We start from the raw sequence: 19,029 nt of genomic DNA, 5'->3' as shown, positions 1-19,029 counted from the left end.
CCCCTTCACGACTCGTGGCCCTGACCTGAACCGGAGGCGGGGCCACGATGTTCTTACTCGAGGTCGGCGTAGCGGCTTTGGACGGGAGCTGCCATGGGGCGAGAGATCGGGGCCCGTAAGCTTGCCGCGAGTCGGGCAGTCTGTGGACCTGCCCGCTAAAGCTCGATGTGGGCCCCGATCTTCGTCTCGACGCAGCGCGGGGCCCCGGATCGCGCCGTACTGCGCGGCGCGCTACAGGCGTGGGCGTTCCGCATGGTGCTCGATCCGGAGACCGGCGAGCACGTCAATCGCAAGGACGCGGAGGAACCGCCCGCGGAGGTGCGGCGGGAGCGAACCCGCTGGACCGTATCGACTGGGCACCGCCGGAGACGACGGACGAAGTGGACTTCGAGTTCGTGCCGGGCCCGGAGCAGGCGAGCGAGCTGCTGGCGGCCGTGCAGGAGGTCAGCGCCCGGGGTCGGCACCTGCACGCGTTCTTCGGCTGCATGTACTACGCCGCGATGCGGCCCGCTGAGGTCGCCGGTCTGAAGCGAAGCAACTGCAAGTTGCCGGCGCAGGGCTGGGGCGAGTTGGTGCTGTCCAAGAGCCGCCCGGAGGTCGGGTCCGGGTGGACGGACGACGGGAAGTCGTACGAGGAGCGCGGGTTGAAGCGCCGGGCCCGCAAGGCCACCCGCCCCGTTCCCATCCCGCCCGTGCTGGTCGCGATGCTGCGCGCGCACTTGGACGAGCACGGGACGGCTCCGGACGGGAGGCTCTTTCGCGCGGCGAGGGGCGGACGGGTCCGGTCTACGGAGTACACGGAGGTATGGCAGGCGGCCCGGGTCAAGGCACTGTCCGCCGAAGAGGTGGAGACGCCCCTCGCAGACGTGCCGTACTCCCTGCGGCACGCCTGCGTCTCACTCTGGATCAAGGCCGGGGTTGACCCGGTGGAGGTCGCCCGTCGCGCCGGCCACAGTCCGGCCGTGCTGTGGAAGTTCTACGCGAAGCTCCTCCGCGGTCATCAGGACGCGTCGAACCGCATGATCGATGCCGCCCTGGAGGCCCGCCGGGACGCGTGACCGACGTGGCCAACTTGGCCACAGGTTGGCCACACGCCCTGATCAACCCCGGGAAACGGGGGACACGGGGTAAGACAGGGTGAACGCCGAGGGCGCGTCTCCGACTCGGAGACACGCCCTCTGACCTGCAAGTTCTCTGACCTGCAAGCGGTGGGTGTGGGATTTGAACCCACGGTGACTCGCGCCACGACGGTTTTCAAGACCGTTCCCTTAGGCCGCTCGGGCAACCCACCCAGCGCCCCGGCCACCTGCGCCGGAGCGGGCTACAGACTACCGGGCGCGGCCCATCGGGTGCAGCAGCGTTCTCGGGGACTCAGCTGTCGCCCTCGCGTTCGCCCAGGATCACCTCGGCCTTGTGCTCCTTGCCGCCGCGCTCGTACGTCAGCGTGATCTTGTCTCCCGGCTTGTGGTTCCAGATCTCGCTGATCAGCGTCGGGCCGCTGTCGATCGCCTTGTCGCCGAAGCCGGTGATCACGTCGCCCGGCTTCAGACCCGCCTTGGCCGCGGGGCCGTTGGGGGTCACCGCCGCCGTGCCGCCCGCGCCCTCGGAGGCGATCTTGGCGCCCGTACCCTCGCCCGCCATGTCGACCGTCGCGCCGATCACCGCGTAGACCGGCCGGCCGGTTTTGATCAGCTGCTCGGCGACCGTCTTCGCCTGGTTGATCGGGATCGCGAAACCGAGGCCGATCGAACCGGCCTGGGACTGGCCGAGGCCGTTGCCCGCCGACTGGATGGCCGAGTTGATGCCGATGACCGCACCGCTGGAGTCGAGCAGCGGGCCGCCCGAGTTGCCGGGGTTGATCGAGGCGTCGGTCTGCAGCGCGCTCATGTAGGAGTTCTTGCCGCTGGAGCCGTCGCCCGACGCAACCGGGCGGTTCTTGGCGCTGATGATGCCCGTGGTGACCGTGTTGGACAGACCGAAGGGGGCGCCGATCGCGATGGTCGAGTCGCCGACCACGACCTTGTCCGAGTTGCCGAGGGGCAGCGGGGCGAGTCCGGGGGGCGCGTTCTTCAGCTTCAGGACGGCGACGTCGTAGCCCTGGGCCCGGCCGACGACCTCGGCGTCGTACTTCTTGCCGTTGGAGAAGATCACCGACAGCGCGCCGCCGTCGGCCGCGGAGGCCACCACGTGGTTGTTGGTGAGTATGTGACCTTCCCGGTCGTAGACGAAGCCGGTGCCCGTGCCTGCCTCGCCGCCGCCCTCGGGCCCGTCCAGCCCGCCGGCGCCCGACTTGGCCTCGATGGTCACCACGCTCGGCAGCGCCTTGCCCGCGACCGCGGCGACCGTGCCCGGTTCGCGCTTGAGGTCCTGCGGCGAGACGGCGGAGACCGTGGTGGAGCCGGTGGCGTCGTCGTTGCTCTCGGCGGCCCAGTAGCCGATGCCGCCGCCGACGCCGCCCGCCACCAGGGCCGCGACGAGTACGGCCGCCACGAGCCCGCCCGCGCGCCTGCGCCGGGGCTCGGCCGCCGGGACGGGCGCTCCCCATGCGGGACCGCCGTTGCCTCCGCCCCCGTAGGAGGGGAGCGGGGGCGGCGGCCACGCGGCGCCGGGGTGCTGCGCGGGGGCGTGCCCCGGCTGGGGGGACTGCCAGGGGCGCTCCGCCGCCGTCGCCGCCTCCGATGTCTCCGTCGCCCCCGGGCCCGGGGCCCCGGGGCCGGCGGGGGAGGAGCCGGAGGCGGAGTGGCCGGGCCCGGGCGAAGAACCCTCGGGAGCGGTGTCCGGCCGAGGAGGTACGGACGGGGCGGCCGGAACCGCGTTGCCCTCGTTCTCGGTGCTCACAGCTCTGTCTCCTCAGATTCCACGTCGGTGTCGGTTCGTTCTGCTTCGTCGGCACGATCCGTCCGCAGACAGCTTTTCCCACAGCACGTCAGGCCACTGTAAGCAGGAGCTGTGCGTATTCCGGCAATCCTTTACTTCCGGCAAAACGGACGCATCCCCAGAGCGTCCGACCGGCTGCGCGGCGCCGCCGGCCGGAACGGCCCAAGACGGACAGGAACAATGCGTTCCGCCGTACTCCTGCATCCGTATGCCCCATCCCGGTGACACCATGACGCGGTGACCCCAGCACGGCAGCAGCACCACATCCAGGTCGTCGCCCACCGAGGCTCCTCCGAGGACGCACCCGAACACACGCTGGCCGCCTACCGCAAGGCGATCGAGGACGGCGCGGACGCCCTCGAGTGCGATGTGCGTCTCACCGCCGACGGCCATCTCGTCTGCGTCCACGACCGCCGCGTCAACCGCACCTCCAACGGCCGCGGCGCGGTCTCCGCCCTGGAGCTCGCGGATCTAGCTGCCCTCGACTTCGGCTCCTGGAAGGACGCTGCCGAGGGCCCGGACTGGCGGGACCCGTCCCTCACCTCCGTGCTCACCCTGGAACGGCTGCTGGAACTGGTCACCGACTCCGGGCGCCACGTCGAACTCGCCATCGAGACCAAGCACCCCACCCGCTGGGCCGGTCAGGTCGAGGAGCGGCTGCTGAAGCTGCTCGGGCGCTTCGGCCTGGACGCGCCGCCGTCCGCCGACGAGTCGCAGGTGCGGGTGATGAGCTTCTCGGCCCGCTCCCTGCACCGGATCGCGGTCGGCGCCCCCAGCCTGCCCACCGTCTATCTCACACAGTTCATGACTCCGCGGCTGCGCGACGGGCGGCTTCCGGGCGGTGCGCGAATCGCGGGCCCCGGCATCAGGGTGGTGCGTGGCCATCCCGGCTACGTGGCCCGGTTGCACCAGGCGGGCCACCGCGTCCATGTGTGGACGGTGAACGAACCGGAGGACGTCGAACTCTGCGTCCGCCTCGGCGTCGACGCAATCATCACCAACCGCCCCAAACAGGTCCTGTCCCAACTGGGCCGTGCATAACCTCCGTTACAGGGAGTGCTCCGGCGCGTTCGGTACGTATTCGAGCGTGTCGAGTGCGTCACTCGTCCCTGCTTGGCCGGTTTCCGGTCCAGTCCATTGGGGCATTCACACCGTGGCGTGGGGCAAAGGAGGTCTCGGGGGTGGCGTTGGTGGTGGCACAGGAGGTGCCCACGTCGTCGAGCATGGCCGTTCCCCATGGCCCTGCGGGCGTGGGTGAGGCACGACACCGGATGCGGGAGCAGCTGAGCCGCAGCGGCGTATCCGAAGCGGTCGTCGACGATGCAGTTCTCATCCTTTCCGAACTTCTCAGCAACGCGTGTCGCCATGGCAGACCTCTGGGGCGCGCCGACGTGGGTGAGGGCGACATCCGTGCTGCCTGGCGAGTGGACAAGGCGGGCGGGCTCACGGTCGAGGTGACGGACGGAGGTGGTCCGACCCGCCCGGTCCCGGCCACGCCCTCGGTCACCGCACGCGGCGGCCGCGGGCTGAACATCATCTCGGCGCTGGCCCAGGAGTGGGGCGTGCGGGACGGCATGTCCGGTGAGGTCACCGTGTGGGTGATCGTCACGGAGGGCCATCGCCGCGAGGACTTCGCCACGCGCGTCGCGGGGCCGTCCTTCGATTTCGCCGACTCCTTCGACGATCTGGACTGATCCGGCGCCCGGTACGGAATCGTGCCGACGGTCCGTCACACCCTCGTTCCGGCACACCGCCGCACCGGTGCGTCACCGCTCCCCCACGGGGGTGGCATACGGCTAGGCTCGCGCCCGACACAGCACCGCCGCATCGGGAGAAAGCCACACCATGGCCAAGAAGCGCCCCCAGACGAAGGCGACGAAGCCTCAGACCAAGGCCGGGGCCACAGGCGTCGACGAGCCCGTGCCGGTCGTGGGCGCGCGCGAGCCCTGCCCCTGCGGTTCGGGCCGCCGCTACAAGGCCTGTCACGGCCGGGCCGCCGCGCACGCCGTGACCGAACTGGTCCAGCGCCCCTTCGAGGGACTGCCGGGCGAGTGCGACTGGGTGGCCCTGCGCGAGCTCGTGCCCGCCGCCACCGTCGAGCTGACCCTGAAGGGCGGACTGCCCGAGGGCGTGCCGTCCCTGACGCTCGCCACCGTCCTGCCGATGGCGTGGCCCGCGCTGCGCCGTGACGACGGTTCCGTTCTGCTCGGCCTGCAGAACGACACCCCCTCCGGCGACCTCAGCCGCGACCTCGCCGGCACGCTGCGCAAGGCGCTCGCCGCCGAGCCGGGCACGCCCGTCACCGGGGGCGACCCGGCCTCGGACGTACGGCTGCAGGATCTGCTCGACCCGGACGCCGCCTTCGTGCCGCAGGTGCACTCCGGTTTCGAGTTCTGGGTTCCGGATTCGGCCGAGCAGGCGTCGGGGGAGGTGGCCGCCTCCCTGGAGCGCGCGAACGCCGCGGCGATCCCGACCGTGAAGCTGTCCGGTGTCGACGCCGCCTACTGGTGCGAGACGCCGGAGAAGAACCACCTGCGCTGGGTCATGCCGCACCCCGAGGAGCGGCTGCTCGACGCCCTGGCCCGTCTGCACGCGGCCGGCACGTCCTCGCTCGGCGAAGGCACCCGGCTCGTCGGCTCCTTCCGTGCCCACGGGCTGATGGTCCCGGTGTGGGACCTGCCCGGCTCCATGGGGGCCAAGGAGTGCGAGACGCCCGCGGCGGAGTTCGCCGAGCGGCTCGCGAAGGCCCTGGAGAGCGACGCACCGCTGACCCCCGAGGAGCGCCGGGCCCGCGGCGGCCTCACCAACCGCCAGGTCACCCTCAGCTGAGGGTGACGAATTCCAGGGCCTTCCGGGTGACTCCAGTCACAACTCGCTCTATCGCGAGCTAAATCCCTGTCCGAATACCAGAGATCGAATTTGCGAACCGCAGATCTCTTGTTACCGTTCTAGAAGCCCGGTCGCTGGTGCATCCCCCGTCGCCAGCGACCGGGCGCTTCCATTTCCAGGAGTGTTCCACACTTCAACGGCCCGTGGCCGTACGGGAGTTGCTGCCGGACCGCAGCAGCAGCGCCGCGTCGGCGCCGGCCCACGCGGCGGCGAACTCCGCGACGGCGGAGTAGTGCGAGGCAGCCCCCAGCGAACGTTCCCGAGGGGTTTCGCAGGTGCCCGGCTCGTCGCCCTCCTCGATCGGGCAGTTCGTCTGCCAGGTACGCCCGCCTGGCCCCATCAGGGTCAGCACGGATGTCAATTCGTCACCCGTCGCATTGCGGTAATACGTACGCGCCCAGGTCCGGCCGCCGTCGGTCAGGACGCATGTCTGCGCCTCGACGCCGTCCGGGGAGGCGAGTTCCGGCCCACATCGCTCGGAGGTGTGCGCTGGGGCCCGCTCGCCGGTTCCAGTACTATGCGCCCCTTCGGTCCCGGCCACCCCGTCGGATGCACTCAGCCCGGGGAGCAGGCCGGGCGCTTCCCCTGTACCGGCGCCGTTCCTCTCACCCCCCTCCGCCTCCTCGGACGACGACGATCCTGAAGCGGGGGCCCCGGCCGTTCCGGCCGACGCGGCGAGGGGGACCAGCCCGGCGACGACCACCACGGCGGCGAGCCCGATCATGCGGAGATTCATGGCCCACCTGCCGACGGCGCGGAAATTCCTGACGGTTGCCCGAAGATATCCGCGAAATGCGGACGCCCCGGACGGCGCACACCCAATTCCGTGACAAGTCGGCCCTGCTGTTACCCGTAAGAGTGACGGCAGCGGAGCACCACACCTCGCCGGCCGCGAACGCGGGCCCGGCCGGGGGACGGGCCCGCGGAGGGACCGTTCAGTAGGCGAGCCGGCTGCTTCCGCCCGCGTCCGGCGGATAGAGACCGCTCTCGGGTGCGCTGGTCGCGGTCGCCTCGACCAGCGCGTCCACGACGGCCTCCACGTCCGGCAGCCAGGGTGCGGCGGACCCGGGCAGGGGCGCCCGCTCCCAGCGCACCTGCCCGGCCCCCGTCTCCGAGGGAGGCAGCACCAGGTAACCGCCCTCGCCGTGGAAGCGCAGCGAACTGGGCACGCAGTCCTTGACGAACAGCAGCTCGCCGAGCTGCTCCAGGCTGTACGGGGCGACCAGCAGCGACCAGCGGGTGGGCGTGGCGACGACGGGCCCGAGCCGCATGTCCATCCGGTCGAGCACGGCCAGCGCACGGGCCGCCGGGACCGCGGGCAGGCTCAGCGCGCAGGGCGCCCGGCCTCCCGTGGCCAGCACGACCGGCGCGGTGGGCCGGTTGGTCCACCACCAGCGGATCATCCGCTCGTCGGTGGTGGCCGCCAGGATTCCCGGGTCGAAGGGGTGCGCGCCGGGAACGACGCACTCGGGGTCGGGACAGGCGCATCCGCGCCCGCGGTCACCGCCGCTTCTTCCGGAGCCGTCCGGGGAGTTGCCCCCCGAGGCGTTCAGTCCCACACCGGGGAGCACGGGCCAGCCCCACTCGGCGGCGCAGGTGAGCGCCGCTTCGAGCTGGATCGGCCCCTTCTTGCGCCGGTACCAGAGCCTGCGTCGCCTTCCGAGGATCTCGCGCATGAGCGCTCGTTCCTTTCCGTTGAACGCCGGGGTCCACATCACAAAACGTGCACATGACTTCACTGTGCGTACAAATGCGTACTGATCGGCGCGTCACCGCCCGTGCCGCTGGCATGGGCCCCCCGTCGTACCTGCGGCAGAATCGCCGCTCGGGGGCCGAACGTCGGCTGTAGTCCATTAAACGCGTGGCGAGGGGTGGCGCGCGCCTGGCGCTTGCTGTCCCGCTCTGACTTTCCCCGCCACTCGAGGATGGGGCGCGGCCTTTGGCATTGAGACGCTCGGGCCCGCTGCCAGGTTCCGGGGGCGGTCCAACTGCCCCTGGCCATCACCGTCTACGTACACGTACCCAGCACGCTTGCAATGACGCTTCCCCTGGAGTCTGCACCCCGGGGTCCCCCTGCCGAACGCCCTCAGTCGACCGCAGACATCCGCCATCGGGTGCTTTTTTCGGCCAAGTTAACTGTCCCGCAGACACCATCAATCCCACCGGGACAATGCTGGACATCACCTTGCGTGTGCGTGTAGATGTGGATGCATGGGTAGCGGCGCAGATGGACATGGGGGTTTGCGATGCTATTGAGCGAAACGCACCTGCCGGAAAGCCGGCAGCCGTGAGCGCCCCGCACCTGCCGAAAGTGGCCGGAATCGATTCAACGGTTCCCGCTCCGATGCACACTGCCGCCCCGCTGCCCCCCGCCCCCGCCCCACCGCCTGCCCCGGGCGCGGTGATCCAGGACCGGCTGGCCGGCTGGGTCTCCGACCTCACCACCCTCCACGAGCTCACCGAGCGGCTGATCCGGACCGCCTCGCTCGACGACGCGCTCGACGAACTGCTGCGCGCCGGCGCCGCGCTGGTCGGCGCCCGCCGCGGGATGGTCGTCCTCGAACCTTCCGGCGACCCCGCGCGCGACGGCGCGTTCGCCGCCGGCAGCGGCCCCGCGCGCACCAAAGGCCTCGGCCTCAGCCGCGCCGACCTCGGCCACATCGAGACCGTGCCGCGCGAGGTCACGGCGTACGGATCGATCCTCGAAGGCCGTCGGCGCGGCGGCCCGGCACCCACCGTTCCGCGGCCGGTCGCGCATCCCGATCTGCTCGCCGACGACGCCCTGCACCCGCTGCACCGCGAGGTCGCCGTCCGCCTCGGCTACGCCGCGAGCTACACGTCACCGCTGACCACCGAGGAGTCCGGCACGCTCGGCGCGGCCGTGTGGTTCTACGACGAACCGGCCGCACCCGTCGAGCGCCAGACCCATCTCGTCGGCCTCTACACGCGCTACGCCACCGAACACCTCGCCCGCCTCCTGGAGCTGGAGCGCGCCCGGGCCACCGTCGCGACCGTGGCCGAGGAGCTGCTGCCCAGCCGGCTGCCCCGGGTGCCCGGCGTCCGGCTCGCCGCCCGGCACAGCGCCGGACCGCGCGGGGGCGGCGACTGGTACGACGCGCTGCCGCTGCCCGAAGGCGCGCTCGGCCTGGCGGTCGGCTCGGTCAGCGGGTCGGGTCCGAGCGCCCTCGCCGCCATGGGCCGCCTGCGCGCGTCCCTGCGGGCGTACGCCGTGATGGAGGGCGAGGACCCGGTCGCGGTCCTCTCCGACCTGGAACTGCTGCTGCGCCTGACCGAGCCCGCGCGCACCGCGACGGCCCTGTTCGCGTACGCCGAGCCGGCCGTCCGCAAGATCGTCCTGGCCGGGGCCGGGCACACTCCGCCGCTGGTCATCGGGGACCTGCGCACGGAGTTCGTCGAGACCTCGCTGTCGGCGCCGCTGGGCATGCTCGCCTGCTGGGAGGCGCCCAGTGTGGAGCTGTCCCCGCGGCCAGGAGAAACGGTGCTGCTGTACACCGACGGACTGCTCCGGCGCACCGGCGAACCGATGGACCGGGCTTTCGCCCGGCTGCACTCGGCGGCGGTGAGCGTGCCGAAGGCCGCCAGGAACGATCCCGCGGCGATCGCCGACCACGTGCTGCACACGATGCTGCCGGAGGGCCTGGACCGGGCGGACGGCGGCGAGGACGTCGTGCTGCTCGCCGCCCGTTTCGACTGATTCGTCGCATCTCACAGGACCGCCCCGGTCCGCCCTGCCTCGCACATACGATGGAGACGCCCCACGCTGCCGGAACGGCGGCGGGGCCCTATGACGTATCGCGAAGGCCGGCAGGCCCAGGAGGCAGACGTGGCGGAGGAGCTCACCCCGGAGACCCCGGAAGAGGACGAGCAGCCGATCAAGCAGCGCAAGAACGGCCTGTACCCGGGCGTGTCCGACGAGCTGGCCGAGAACATGACGACCGGCTGGGCGGACACGGAGCTGCGGGATCTCGAGCCGGTCGCGCAGGCCGCACAGACCGCCGCCCGCCGCGCGGCGCTGTCCGCCCGGTTCCCCGGCGAGCGCCTGGTGATCCCCGCGGGCAACCTGAAGACCCGCTCGAACGACACCGAGTACAGCTTCCGCGCCTCCACCGAGTACGCGTACCTGACCGGTGACCAGACGGAGGACGGCGTCCTGGTCCTGGAGCCGGAGGGCGAGGGCCACCGGGCCACGATCCACCTCCTGCCGCGCTCCGACCGTGCGAACGGCGAGTTCTGGCTGTCCGGCCAGGGCGAGCTGTGGGTCGGCCGCCGCCACTCGCTGACCGAGGCCGAGCAGCTCTACGGCGTCCCCGCCTCCGACGTGCGCGAGCTGCCCGACCGCCTGCGCGAGGCCACCGGCCCGGTCCGCGTCGTGCGCGGCCACGACGCCGGCATCGAGGCCGCCCTGACCGACAAGGTCACCGCCGAGCGCGACGAGGAACTGCGCGTCTTCCTGTCCGAGGCCCGTCTGGTCAAGGACGACTTCGAGATCGGCGAGCTGCAGAAGGCGTGCGACGCGACCGCCCGCGGCTTCGAGGACGTCGTCAAGGTCCTCGACAAGGCCCAGGCCACCAGCGAGCGCTACATCGAGGGCACCTTCTTCCTGCGCGCCCGCGTCGAGGGCAACGACGTCGGCTACGGCACCATCGCCGCAGCCGGCCCGCACGCCTGCACCCTGCACTGGGTCCGCAACGACGGCCCCGTGCGCTCCGGCGACCTGCTCCTGCTCGACGCCGGTGTGGAGACCACCACCCTCTACACCGCCGACGTCACCCGCACCCTGCCGGTCAACGGCCGCTACACCGACATCCAGCGCAAGATCTACGACGCCGTGTACGAGGCCCAGGAGGCCGGCATCGCCGCGGTCAGGCCCGGCGCCAAATACCGCGACTTCCACGACGCCGCCCAGCACGTCCTGGCCGAGAAGCTCGTCGAATGGGGCCTGGTCGAAGGGCCCGTCGAGCGCGTCCTGGAGCTCGGCCTCCAGCGCCGCTGGACCCTCCACGGGACCGGCCACATGCTCGGCATGGACGTCCACGACTGCGCCGCCGCGCGCACCGAGAGCTACGTCGACGGCACCCTCGAGCCCGGCATGTGCCTGACCGTCGAGCCCGGCCTGTACTTCCAGGCGGACGACCTCACCGTGCCCGAGGAGTACCGCGGCATCGGCGTCCGCATCGAGGACGACATCCTCGTCACCGAGGACGGCAACCGGAACCTCTCCGCCGCCCTCCCCCGCCGGGCCGACGAGGTCGAGGCCTGGATGGCCGGCCTGCGGGGCTGATCCCGGACCGACAGCGAGGGCGCGCCGCTCAGGAGACTCCGAGCAGCGCGCCCTCGCGCCATTTCAGGATCTTGTCGAAGCTCACCACCGCGCCACGGCCCGGTCGGCTGCGCACATGGACGTGGTCCGCGAGCTGCTCGATCAGACAGAGCCCCCGGCCGCTCTCCGCCGTGGAGGGTGCGGTGTGCCCGCACAGCGAACCGCGCCGCGGGACGAACCCCGGACCCGAATCCGCCACCTCGATACGGCACTTCTCGCCGTCCAGGAAGGCCGTCACCCGGTATCCCGTCGACGCGTCGCGCGCGTCGGCCCCGCCGCCGTGTTCCACGGCGTTCGCACACGCCTCGGTCAGGGCCACCGACAGGTCGTAGGAGACGTCAGGGTCGACGCCCGCGGTCTCCATGGCGCCGAGCAGCAGACGGCGGGCGAGCGGCACGCTCGCAGCCTCACGCCGCAGATGGAGGGACCACCAGATGCTCATGCTCAGCCTCCCGGCCGCGGCTCGACATACCGATACGTATTGCCCGCGGGCACATTCGGTAAGCACAGGGTCACCGCGACAGCCCTCGTTCGGCGGATGCGAAGCCGGGCTTCGCGGTGTATGCCGACGGACCCGGTCCGCAAAGGGGATCTTCCGGACCTGCCGTACGGACGCGAACGGCACAGTGCGATGATGACCCGGCCATGTCGTCCACGCGCCACGCACGTGCCGGAGCCGGTCTGCGGCTTCTGAGGGCCGCGGTGTTCACCGCGGTCTGCGTCGTGCTGTCCGCGACCGGGCATGTGCTCGCCGCCTGCGAGGCGGTTGCGCTGTGGACGCTCGTGGCCGGGAGCGCCGGGGTCTTCGCGCTGGTCGTGCCGTTCGCGGGGCGGGAGCGTTCGCTGCCGGCCATCGCGGCCGTGCTGACCGCCGGACAGCTCGGTCTGCACTCCCTGTTCGGCATCGGGCAGAGCAGGCTGCACCTCGCGCAGACCGCCGACGAAGCGCTGATCAGGACGGCCGCCAAGCTGGTCTGCGGTGCGGGCGCCGCCTCCCTCACTCCCTCCGACGCGCGGCGCATCGTCACCATGGCGGGCATCGACCCGGCCGCGCACACCGGTCACGCGCATCTCGCCGAAGCGGCGGCCACGGGGCCGGAGGCGCCCTCGCTGGCCATGGTGCTCGGACACCTGCTGGCCGGGATCGCGACCGGACTGCTGCTGCGGCGCGGAGACGCGGCGCTGCTGCGGCTCATGCTGCTGTCCGCCGGCTCGGCCCACGAGGTCGCCGGTGCGGCGCGGCTGCGCGCCCTGCGTGCGGCCGTCGTGCTCGTACGGGCCCTGCGCGCCGGTCTGCCCGGCGCGCCGGAGCGCCTGCCCCGCCCGTCGGCGCACACGGCAGGACCGCCCCCGCCGACTGCGGGCGAGGTTCTTCAGCACACGGTGATCAGACGCGGGCCGCCGCGCGTATTCGTCCTCAGCGCCTGATCGCGGCTCGCTCGACGGGAGTGGAGCCGCCGTGCCCGCGCACGCCCGTGCGCCGGCGCACCTCCTCTCTCCTTCACCGTGGAGTGTTTGCCAGCATGAACGTCTACCGCGCTGCCGCCGCTGCCGTCGTCGCCGCCGCCTCCGTCGTCGTCTTCTCCGGTGCCGCCTGCGCGCACGTCAGCGTGCAGCCGCAGGGCGAGGCCGCCAAGGGCGGCTACGCGACCGTCAACTTCAAGGTCCCCAACGAGCGCGACAACGCCTCGACCGTCAAGCTCGAGGTCAGCCTGCCCACCGAGCACCCGCTTGCGTCCGTCATGCCGCAGCCGGTGCCCGGCTGGAAGGTCGAGGTCACCAAGGCGAAGCTCGACAAGCCGCTCGAGGTGCACGGCAAGCAGATCACCGAGGCCGTCTCCAAGGTCACCTGGACCGCGGACGGCTCGAAGATCGGCCCCGGCCAGTTCCAGCAGTTCCCGCTCTCCCTCGGTCAGCTGCCCGAGGGCACCGACCAGATGGTCTTCAAGGCGCTCCAGACGTACGACAACAAGGAGGTCGTGCGCTGGATCGAGGAGCCGAAGGAGGGCGGCGAGGAGCCCGAGTCCCCCGCTCCCGTGCTGAAGCTCTCCGCGGCGAGCGAGGACCACCACGGCACGGGCGCGACGGACGCCTCGGCCGAGAACAAGAACGGCGGCCACGACGACGCGGGCGCGCACAGCGAGTCCGCGGCGGCCTCCTCGTCCGGCAGCAGCGACACCACGGCCCGCATTCTGGCCGTCGTCGGCATCGTCGTCGGCGCGGCAGGGGTCGCCTTCGGCGTCCTCGCCGGACGCCGCCGCAGCTCCTGAAACCCCGTCCACCACGTCTGGAACCTGCTCAATGCGTAAGAACACCTTGCTCGCGGCCGCGCTCGTCGTGGCCGCCGGGCTCACCCTGTCCGCCTGCGCCACCGGTGGCGAAGGGGCCGCCAAGCCCAACTTCGACGTCTCGGCGCAGGAGAAGACCGAGGCCGCGACGGTGCTCGACAAGCCGTACGCCAAGCCGGACCTCGTCCTGACCGACACCCGTGGCGAGACGTTCGACCTGCGGGAGCGGACCAAGGGCAAGCCGACCCTGATCTACTTCGGCTACACCCACTGCCCCGACGTCTGCCCGCTGACGATGAGCAACATCTCCATCGCCAGAAAGCAGCTGCCCAAGGCCGACCAGGACAAGCTCCAGGTCGTCTTCGTCACCACCGACCCCGAGCGCGACACCCCCGCCGAGCTCGGCAAGTGGCTGCCGAGCGCGGGCGACCCGTCCTTCATCGGCCTGACCGGCGAGTTCCCGGCCATACAGGCGGGCGCACGCGCGATCGGCATCGGCATCGACCCGCCGAAGAAGGAGAAGGACGGCACCGTCGTCTCCATGCACGGCGCCCAGGTCATCGCCTTCTCGCCGAAGACCGACAAGGGCTACGTCCTGTACGGCGAGGACACCACGGCCGACGACTGGGCGAAGGACCTGCCCGCGCTGATCAAGGGCGAGAGGCCGTGATCCGCCGGCGTACGTCCCTGGCCGTCGCCGTCGCCGTGGGCGCCGGTCTGGCACTGTCGGGCTGCTCGGCGGACGCCGGGCCGGAGCTGGCGGTCAGCGGTGCCTTCATGCCGCAGCCCGTCGACGACATGGCCGCCGGGTTCCTCACCGTCGAGAACAGCGGGGGGAGCGCGGACACGCTCACCTCGGTCACGAGCGACATCTCGGACGACGTCACGATCCACCGGACGACGGACCGGAAGATGCGCGAGGTGGCGTCGTTCGACATCCCCGCGGACGGCACGCTCGATCTCGAACGCGGCGGCAGCCACATCATGTTCATGGCGCTCAAGCAGCGGCCGAAGCAGGGCGACAAGGTCGCGGTCGAGCTGCACTTCGAGAAGTCGGACCCGATCACGGTGGAGGTCCCCGTCAAGGAGACCACCTACAACCCGCAGAAGCAGTGAGCAGTGAGGGACTGATCGCATGATGACAGCCACCGCCCCGCGCTTCGGCCTGTCCCCGCTGCGGCGACTGCTCGCCGCGGTCGTGCTCGCCGGCACGCTCGTCGGCGCTCTGCTGGCCGGTGCGGGCCCCGCGTCGGCGCACGCCGCGCTGATCTCGAGCGACCCGAAGGACGGGGCTGTGGTGGCCACCGCGCCCAAGGAGGTCACGCTCACCTTCTCCGAGCAGATCGCCATGGGCGACGACTCGATCCGTGTGCTCGAACCGAGCGGCAAGCGCGCCGACACGGCCGAGATCCGCGACCTCGGCTCCGGCGGCACCGTCAGATACGGCGTCCCCCTTCACGCGGGTCTGCCGAACGGCACGTACACCGTGGCGTGGCAGGCGGTCTCCGCCGACAGCCACCCGGTCTCCGGTGCCTTCACCTTCTCCATCGGCGCGCCGTCGAAGACCACCGTCGCGCTGCCCGACCAGGAGGCCGGCGGCGGAGTCGTCGGCCTGCTGTACGGGATCGCGCGCTACGCCGCGTACGCGGGCTTCGTCCTGCTCACGGGCGGTGCGGCTTTCGTGCTCCTGTGCTGGCGGCGCGGTGCGTCGGTGCGGCCCGTGCAGCGTCTCGTCGCCCAGGGGTGGATCACGCTGACCGCGGCCACGCTGGCGATGCTGGTGCTGCGTTCGCCGTACACCGGCTCGGGCGAGCTCGCGGACGCGCTCGACCTCGGCGGGCTGGGGGACGTCCTGGAGACGAAGACCGGCGCCGCGCTCGTCTCCCGGCTGCTGCTGCTCGGAGCGGCCGCGCTCTTCGTCGCGGTGCTCTTCGGCGCCTATGCCCGCTCGTTTCCCACCACCCTGTCCGACGGCACTCCGCGCCCGCCGGCCGATTCGCGCGAGGGCGAGGAGGAACGCAAGGACCTCACCTTCGGGCTCGCCCTGGGCGGCTCGGTCGTCGCGGCCGGGATCGCGGCGACCTGGGCGCTGTCGGAGCACGCGTCCACCGGCATCCAGCCGGGGATCGCGATGCCGGTGGACGTCCTGCACCTGCTGGCCGTCGCGGTCTGGCTGGGTGGTCTGGCCACGCTGCTGGTCGCGCTGTACCGCGCGCCGTCCGTGGAGCGCGAGGCCGTACAGCGGTTCTCCACGGCCGCGTTCTGGAGCGTCGTGGTGCTGGCGGCGACCGGGCTCTACCAGTCGTGGCGGCAGGTCGGCTCGTGGTCGGCGCTCACCGGGACGCGGTACGGACAGCTGCTCCTGCTCAAGATCGGCCTCGTGGTGGTGCTGGTCGCCGTCGCGTGGATCTCGCGTCGCTGGACCGCGCGCCTGTCCGAGGTCGCGGCGGCCGGACCCGCAGACGACGGGCAGACCGCGGAGGACGACCCCGCCGAGGACGCCGCCGCCGAGCCGGCCGACCCCGTCCGCGCCGCTCAACTCGCCCGCCAGAAGGCCGCGATGGCCACGGCCGAACGCAGGCGCACCAGGGACGCCGATGCCGAGCGCTCCGGACTGCGCCGTACCGTGCTGGCCGAGACCGCGGTCGCGGTCGTCCTGCTGGCCGTGACGACGGTGCTCACGTCGACCGAGCCGGGGCGTACGGAGGAGGAGGCCGCGCGCGGCGGCGAGCGGTCGGCCGCTCCCCAGGCCACCGGGCCCACGGAGATCGAGCTGCCCTTCGACACGGGCGGCGAACAGGGCAGGGGCACCGTACGGCTCAGCCTCGACCCCGCGCAGCCCGGCGCGAGCGAGATGCACGTGTGGACCGAGACGCCGGACGGCGAACCGCTGGACGCCCCCGAGCTGAAGGTCTCGTTCACCCTGCAGGCCAAGGAGATCGGCCCGCTGCCCATCACGCCGGACCGGGTGGCGGCGGGACACTGGAGCGCGAGTGCGGTCCAGATCCCGATGCCCGGCGACTGGCAGGTCAAGGTGACCGTGCGCACCTCCGACATCGACCAGACCACCGTCGACAAGAACATCAGGATCGGCTGAACCCAGTGAGCGACAACGACATCTCCAGGCGGCGGCTGCTCGGCGCCGCGGGCGCGACCGGGCTCGTGCTCGGCGGCGTAGGCGGCGCCGCCGCCTACGCCGCCTCGTCGGACGCCCCGACGCCGCTGACCTCGGTCGGCGCCACCGGCGTCGCCTTCCACGGCACGCACCAGGCGGGGATCACCGACCCGCAGCAGGCCCACGGGCATCTGGTCGCCTTCGACCTCGCGCCCGGCGCCGGGCGCAAGGAGGCGGCCGCGCTGATGAGGCGCTGGTCGGCCCTGGCGGCGGAGCTGATGGCGGGGCGGCCCGCGGGGGACGGTGACACGGGCGTCGCGCTCGACGCCGGACCGTCGTCGCTGACCGTCACCTTCGGGTTCGGCCGCACCTTCTTCGACCGTACGTCCCTGATCGCCGAACGCCCCGTGGAGCTGGACCCGTTGCCGGCCTTCTCCTCGGACCGCCTCGACCCGAAGCGCTCCGACGGCGATCTGTGGGTGCAGATCGGCGCGGACGACGCGCTCGTCGCCTTCCACGCGCTGCGCTCGATCCAGAAGTCGGCGGGCGGGGCCGCGCGGGTGCGCTGGCAGATGAACGGCTTCAACCGCTCCCCGGGCGCGACCGCGAAGCCGATGACCGCCCGCAACCTGATGGGCCAGGTCGACGGCACCGGCAACCCCAAGCCGTCCGAACCGGACTTCCGGCAGCGGGTCTTCGTGCCGCAGGCGACCGAGCACGCCTGGATGGCGGGCGGTTCGTACGCCGTCGTGCGCCGTATCCGGATGCTGCTCGACGACTGGGAGAAGCTGTCGCTGAGGAAGCAGGAGCAGGTCATCGGCCGCCGCAAGTCCGACGGCGCTCCGCTGACGGGCGGTACGGAGACGACGGAGCTCGCCCTCGACGAGACCGGTCCCGACGGAAAGCTCGTGATCCCCGACAACGCGCACGCGCGCATCTCCGCGCCCGAGCAGAACGGCGGCGCCGCGATGCTGCGGCGGCCCTTCTCCTTCCACGACGGGATCGACGCCGACGGGACGCCCGACGCGGGGCTGCTCTTCGTCTGCTGGCAGGCCGACCCGCTGCACGGCTTCGTGCCGGTGCAGCGCAAGCTCGACCGGGGCGACGCGCTGTCGCCGTTCATCCGGCACGAGGCGAGCGGACTGTTCGCGGTGCCGGGCGGGCCGGCGAAGGGCGAGTACGTGGGGCAGCGACTGCTGGAGGGCTGAGCAGGAAGCGTACGGGCGGGTCCGCGGCGCATTAGGGTGACGGTATGTCGGCCACGCGCTACACGTATCTCGGTCCCGAGGGCACCTTCACGGAGGCCGCCCTGCGTACCCTGCCGGAAGCCGCGACCCGGGAGCTCGTCCCGATGGTCTCGGTGCCCGCCGCACTCGACGCCGTACGGGCGGGTGAGGCCGCGGCGGCGCTCGTGCCGATCGAGAACTCCGTGGAGGGCGGCGTCACGGCCACCCTCGACGAACTGGCGTCGGGCGAGCCGCTGATGATCTACCGCGAGGTCGTCCTGCCCATCGCCTTCGCGCTGCTCGTGCGCCCGGGGACCGAGCTCTCCGAGATCAAGACGGTGACCGGCCACCCGGTGGCCCAGCCGCAGGTGCGCAACTGGCTGCGCGCCCATCTGCCGGACGCGCTGTGGGAGTCGGCCGCGTCGAACGCGGACGGGGCGCGACTCGTCCAGGAGGGACGGTTCGACGCCGCCTTCGCGGGCGCGTTCGCCGCGGCGACGTACGGGCTGGAGGCGCTGGTCACCGAGATCCACGACGCCGAGAACGCCGAGACGCGGTTCGTGCTGGTGGGCCGGCCGGCCCGGCCGGCGGCGCCGACGGGCGCGGACAAGACGTCCGTGGTGATCTGGCAGCGCGAGGACCATCCGGGTGCGCTGATGGAGCTGCTCCAGGAGTTCGCCGTACGCGGGGTCAACCTGATGCTGCTCCAGTCGCGGCCGACCGGCGCGGGCATCGGGAACTACTGCTTCGCCATCGACGCCGAGGGCCATGTCTCGGACCGCCGGGTGGGCGAGGCGCTGATGGGCCTGAAGCGGATCTGCCAGGAGGTCCGGTTCCTCGGCTCCTACCCCAGGGCCGGGGTGGCGCCCGAGCAGGTGCGTCCGCTGCGCGCGGGGACGTCGGACGCCGAGTTCACCGCCGCGTCCGACTGGCTGGCGCGCTGCCAGGACGGCCGCGCACAGGACTGAGTCGTACCGGCAGATTTTCGTTGTCCACAGAACTTATCCACAGGCGCGCTTCTCGACCTGGGGACAAGTCGACAACGCATCACCGCATCGTCGACAAATCGGCCCAGGACTCCCACTTCCCTCCACAGAGCGACAGGTCGACTCCTGTCACTCTCATTCCCTTGATCAACCCTTCAGGGCGAGGAATTCCCACCCGAATGAGTGTGTGGGGACGGTTTGATCACCGAATCCTCGGGCACTCACGCACCTTTCGGAATGATCAATTCCATAGTCCACAGACGGTTCGCACACCCTGTGGATAACCGCGCTTCCCACCGAATGTCTG

At 71.8% G+C, this 19,029-nt stretch carries 17 protein-coding genes and 1 tRNA gene; 13 read left to right on the top strand and 5 right to left on the bottom strand.

The window, feature by feature from the left end:
• The first annotated feature begins 380 nt into the window (after window positions 1-380).
• Window positions 381-1,058, top strand: a complete 678-nt coding sequence (locus tag QFZ82_RS20980; protein WP_307714618.1) for a tyrosine-type recombinase/integrase — start codon at window positions 381-383, stop codon at window positions 1,056-1,058.
• A 148-nt stretch (window positions 1,059-1,206) separates the two neighbouring features.
• Here the strand turns inward: QFZ82_RS20980 and QFZ82_RS20975 are convergent.
• Window positions 1,207-1,291 (bottom strand) — tRNA-Ser (locus tag QFZ82_RS20975).
• A gap of 80 nt (window positions 1,292-1,371) precedes the next feature.
• Window positions 1,372-2,838: a trypsin-like peptidase domain-containing protein gene (locus QFZ82_RS20970; protein WP_307714617.1), complete on the bottom strand. Its 1,467-nt coding sequence runs from the start codon at window positions 2,836-2,838 to the stop codon at window positions 1,372-1,374.
• Window positions 2,839-3,114: 276 nt separating this feature from the next.
• On the opposite strand from QFZ82_RS20970, the gene QFZ82_RS20965 reads away from it, so the two are divergent.
• The 3 genes from QFZ82_RS20965 to QFZ82_RS20955 all read left to right on the top strand — a co-directional run bounded on the left by QFZ82_RS20965 (window position 3,115) and on the right by QFZ82_RS20955 (window position 5,706).
• Complete coding sequence (locus QFZ82_RS20965; protein ID WP_307714616.1) at window positions 3,115-3,918, top strand: glycerophosphodiester phosphodiesterase; 804 nt, start codon at window positions 3,115-3,117, stop codon at window positions 3,916-3,918.
• A 53-nt stretch (window positions 3,919-3,971) separates the two neighbouring features.
• Window positions 3,972-4,571: an ATP-binding protein gene (locus QFZ82_RS20960; RefSeq protein ID WP_307714615.1), complete on the top strand. Its 600-nt coding sequence runs from the start codon at window positions 3,972-3,974 to the stop codon at window positions 4,569-4,571.
• Between the two features lie 151 nt (window positions 4,572-4,722).
• Window positions 4,723-5,706, top strand: coding sequence for a DUF5926 family protein (locus QFZ82_RS20955; RefSeq protein ID WP_307714614.1), 984 nt, complete (start codon window positions 4,723-4,725; stop codon window positions 5,704-5,706).
• 193 nt (window positions 5,707-5,899) lie between these two features.
• Here the strand turns inward: QFZ82_RS20955 and QFZ82_RS20950 are convergent, their stop codons facing one another.
• On the bottom strand, window positions 5,900-6,502 hold the full coding sequence (locus QFZ82_RS20950; RefSeq protein ID WP_307714613.1) for a hypothetical protein: 603 nt from the start codon (window positions 6,500-6,502) through the stop codon (window positions 5,900-5,902).
• A 199-nt stretch (window positions 6,503-6,701) separates the two neighbouring features.
• Complete coding sequence (locus QFZ82_RS20945; protein WP_307714612.1) at window positions 6,702-7,442, bottom strand: bifunctional DNA primase/polymerase; 741 nt, start codon at window positions 7,440-7,442, stop codon at window positions 6,702-6,704.
• 494 nt (window positions 7,443-7,936) lie between these two features.
• Here QFZ82_RS20945 and QFZ82_RS20940 point away from each other — a divergent pair, with 494 nt between their 5' ends.
• Both QFZ82_RS20940 and QFZ82_RS20935 read left to right on the top strand, forming a co-directional pair.
• On the top strand, window positions 7,937-9,481 hold the full coding sequence (locus QFZ82_RS20940; RefSeq protein WP_307714611.1) for a PP2C family protein-serine/threonine phosphatase: 1,545 nt from the start codon (window positions 7,937-7,939) through the stop codon (window positions 9,479-9,481).
• Between the two features lie 129 nt (window positions 9,482-9,610).
• The gene (locus QFZ82_RS20935) at window positions 9,611-11,068 is read left to right on the top strand and encodes an aminopeptidase P family protein (RefSeq protein WP_307714610.1); all 1,458 of its coding nucleotides are present in this window, start codon (window positions 9,611-9,613) and stop codon (window positions 11,066-11,068) included.
• 28 nt (window positions 11,069-11,096) lie between these two features.
• On the opposite strand, the gene QFZ82_RS20930 is transcribed toward QFZ82_RS20935, so the two are convergent.
• The gene (locus QFZ82_RS20930; RefSeq protein WP_307714609.1) at window positions 11,097-11,549 is read right to left on the bottom strand and encodes an ATP-binding protein; all 453 of its coding nucleotides are present in this window, start codon (window positions 11,547-11,549) and stop codon (window positions 11,097-11,099) included.
• 203 nt (window positions 11,550-11,752) lie between these two features.
• On the opposite strand from QFZ82_RS20930, the gene QFZ82_RS20925 reads away from it, so the two are divergent.
• The 7 genes from QFZ82_RS20925 to pheA all read left to right on the top strand — a co-directional run bounded on the left by QFZ82_RS20925 (window position 11,753) and on the right by pheA (window position 18,704).
• Entirely contained in the window at window positions 11,753-12,535 is a 783-nt protein-coding gene (locus tag QFZ82_RS20925; protein WP_307714608.1) for a hypothetical protein, read from the top strand.
• A 95-nt stretch (window positions 12,536-12,630) separates the two neighbouring features.
• The gene (locus tag QFZ82_RS20920; protein WP_307714607.1) at window positions 12,631-13,377 is read left to right on the top strand and encodes a YcnI family protein; all 747 of its coding nucleotides are present in this window, start codon (window positions 12,631-12,633) and stop codon (window positions 13,375-13,377) included.
• 31 nt (window positions 13,378-13,408) lie between these two features.
• Window positions 13,409-14,065, top strand: a complete 657-nt coding sequence (locus QFZ82_RS20915) for an SCO family protein (protein ID WP_307714606.1) — start codon at window positions 13,409-13,411, stop codon at window positions 14,063-14,065.
• Window positions 14,065-14,511: a copper chaperone PCu(A)C gene (locus tag QFZ82_RS20910; RefSeq protein WP_307717793.1), complete on the top strand. Its 447-nt coding sequence runs from the start codon at window positions 14,065-14,067 to the stop codon at window positions 14,509-14,511. The genes QFZ82_RS20915 and QFZ82_RS20910 overlap by 1 nt, the downstream gene beginning before the upstream one ends.
• Before the next feature lie 22 nt (window positions 14,512-14,533).
• Window positions 14,534-16,492, top strand: a complete 1,959-nt coding sequence (locus tag QFZ82_RS20905; RefSeq protein WP_307717792.1) for a copper resistance protein CopC — start codon at window positions 14,534-14,536, stop codon at window positions 16,490-16,492.
• Window positions 16,493-16,497: 5 nt separating this feature from the next.
• The gene (gene efeB / locus QFZ82_RS20900; RefSeq protein ID WP_307714605.1) at window positions 16,498-17,718 is read left to right on the top strand and encodes an iron uptake transporter deferrochelatase/peroxidase subunit; all 1,221 of its coding nucleotides are present in this window, start codon (window positions 16,498-16,500) and stop codon (window positions 17,716-17,718) included.
• Between the two features lie 44 nt (window positions 17,719-17,762).
• On the top strand, window positions 17,763-18,704 hold the full coding sequence (gene pheA / locus QFZ82_RS20895; protein ID WP_307714604.1) for a prephenate dehydratase: 942 nt from the start codon (window positions 17,763-17,765) through the stop codon (window positions 18,702-18,704).
• The last annotated feature ends 325 nt before the right edge of the window (window positions 18,705-19,029 follow it).

The sequence above is a fragment of the Streptomyces sp. V4I23 genome, assembly GCF_030817975.1.
Lineage (GTDB): Bacteria > Actinomycetota > Actinomycetes > Streptomycetales > Streptomycetaceae > Streptomyces.
The sequence above is the reverse complement of the archived record's forward strand: the minus strand, read 5'-3'. Positions and strand labels throughout refer to the sequence as shown.

Excerpts from the sequence above, each read along its gene's own strand:
- QFZ82_RS20955 (WP_307714614.1), top strand. The coding sequence starts at position 4,723 with ATGGCCAAGAAGCGCCCCCAGACGAAGGCGACGAAGCCTCAGACCAAG.
- QFZ82_RS20920 (WP_307714607.1), top strand. The coding sequence starts at position 12,631 with ATGAACGTCTACCGCGCTGCCGCCGCTGCCGTCGTCGCCGCCGCCTCC.
- QFZ82_RS20925 (WP_307714608.1), top strand. The coding sequence starts at position 11,753 with ATGTCGTCCACGCGCCACGCACGTGCCGGAGCCGGTCTGCGGCTTCTG.
- QFZ82_RS20930 (WP_307714609.1), bottom strand. The coding sequence starts at position 11,549 with ATGAGCATCTGGTGGTCCCTCCATCTGCGGCGTGAGGCTGCGAGCGTG.
- QFZ82_RS20950 (WP_307714613.1), bottom strand. The coding sequence starts at position 6,502 with ATGAATCTCCGCATGATCGGGCTCGCCGCCGTGGTGGTCGTCGCCGGG.
- pheA (WP_307714604.1), top strand. The coding sequence starts at position 17,763 with ATGTCGGCCACGCGCTACACGTATCTCGGTCCCGAGGGCACCTTCACG.
- QFZ82_RS20915 (WP_307714606.1), top strand. The coding sequence starts at position 13,409 with ATGCGTAAGAACACCTTGCTCGCGGCCGCGCTCGTCGTGGCCGCCGGG.
- QFZ82_RS20945 (WP_307714612.1), bottom strand. The coding sequence starts at position 7,442 with ATGCGCGAGATCCTCGGAAGGCGACGCAGGCTCTGGTACCGGCGCAAG.
- QFZ82_RS20940 (WP_307714611.1), top strand. The coding sequence starts at position 7,937 with ATGCTGGACATCACCTTGCGTGTGCGTGTAGATGTGGATGCATGGGTA.
- QFZ82_RS20905 (WP_307717792.1), top strand. The coding sequence starts at position 14,534 with ATGACAGCCACCGCCCCGCGCTTCGGCCTGTCCCCGCTGCGGCGACTG.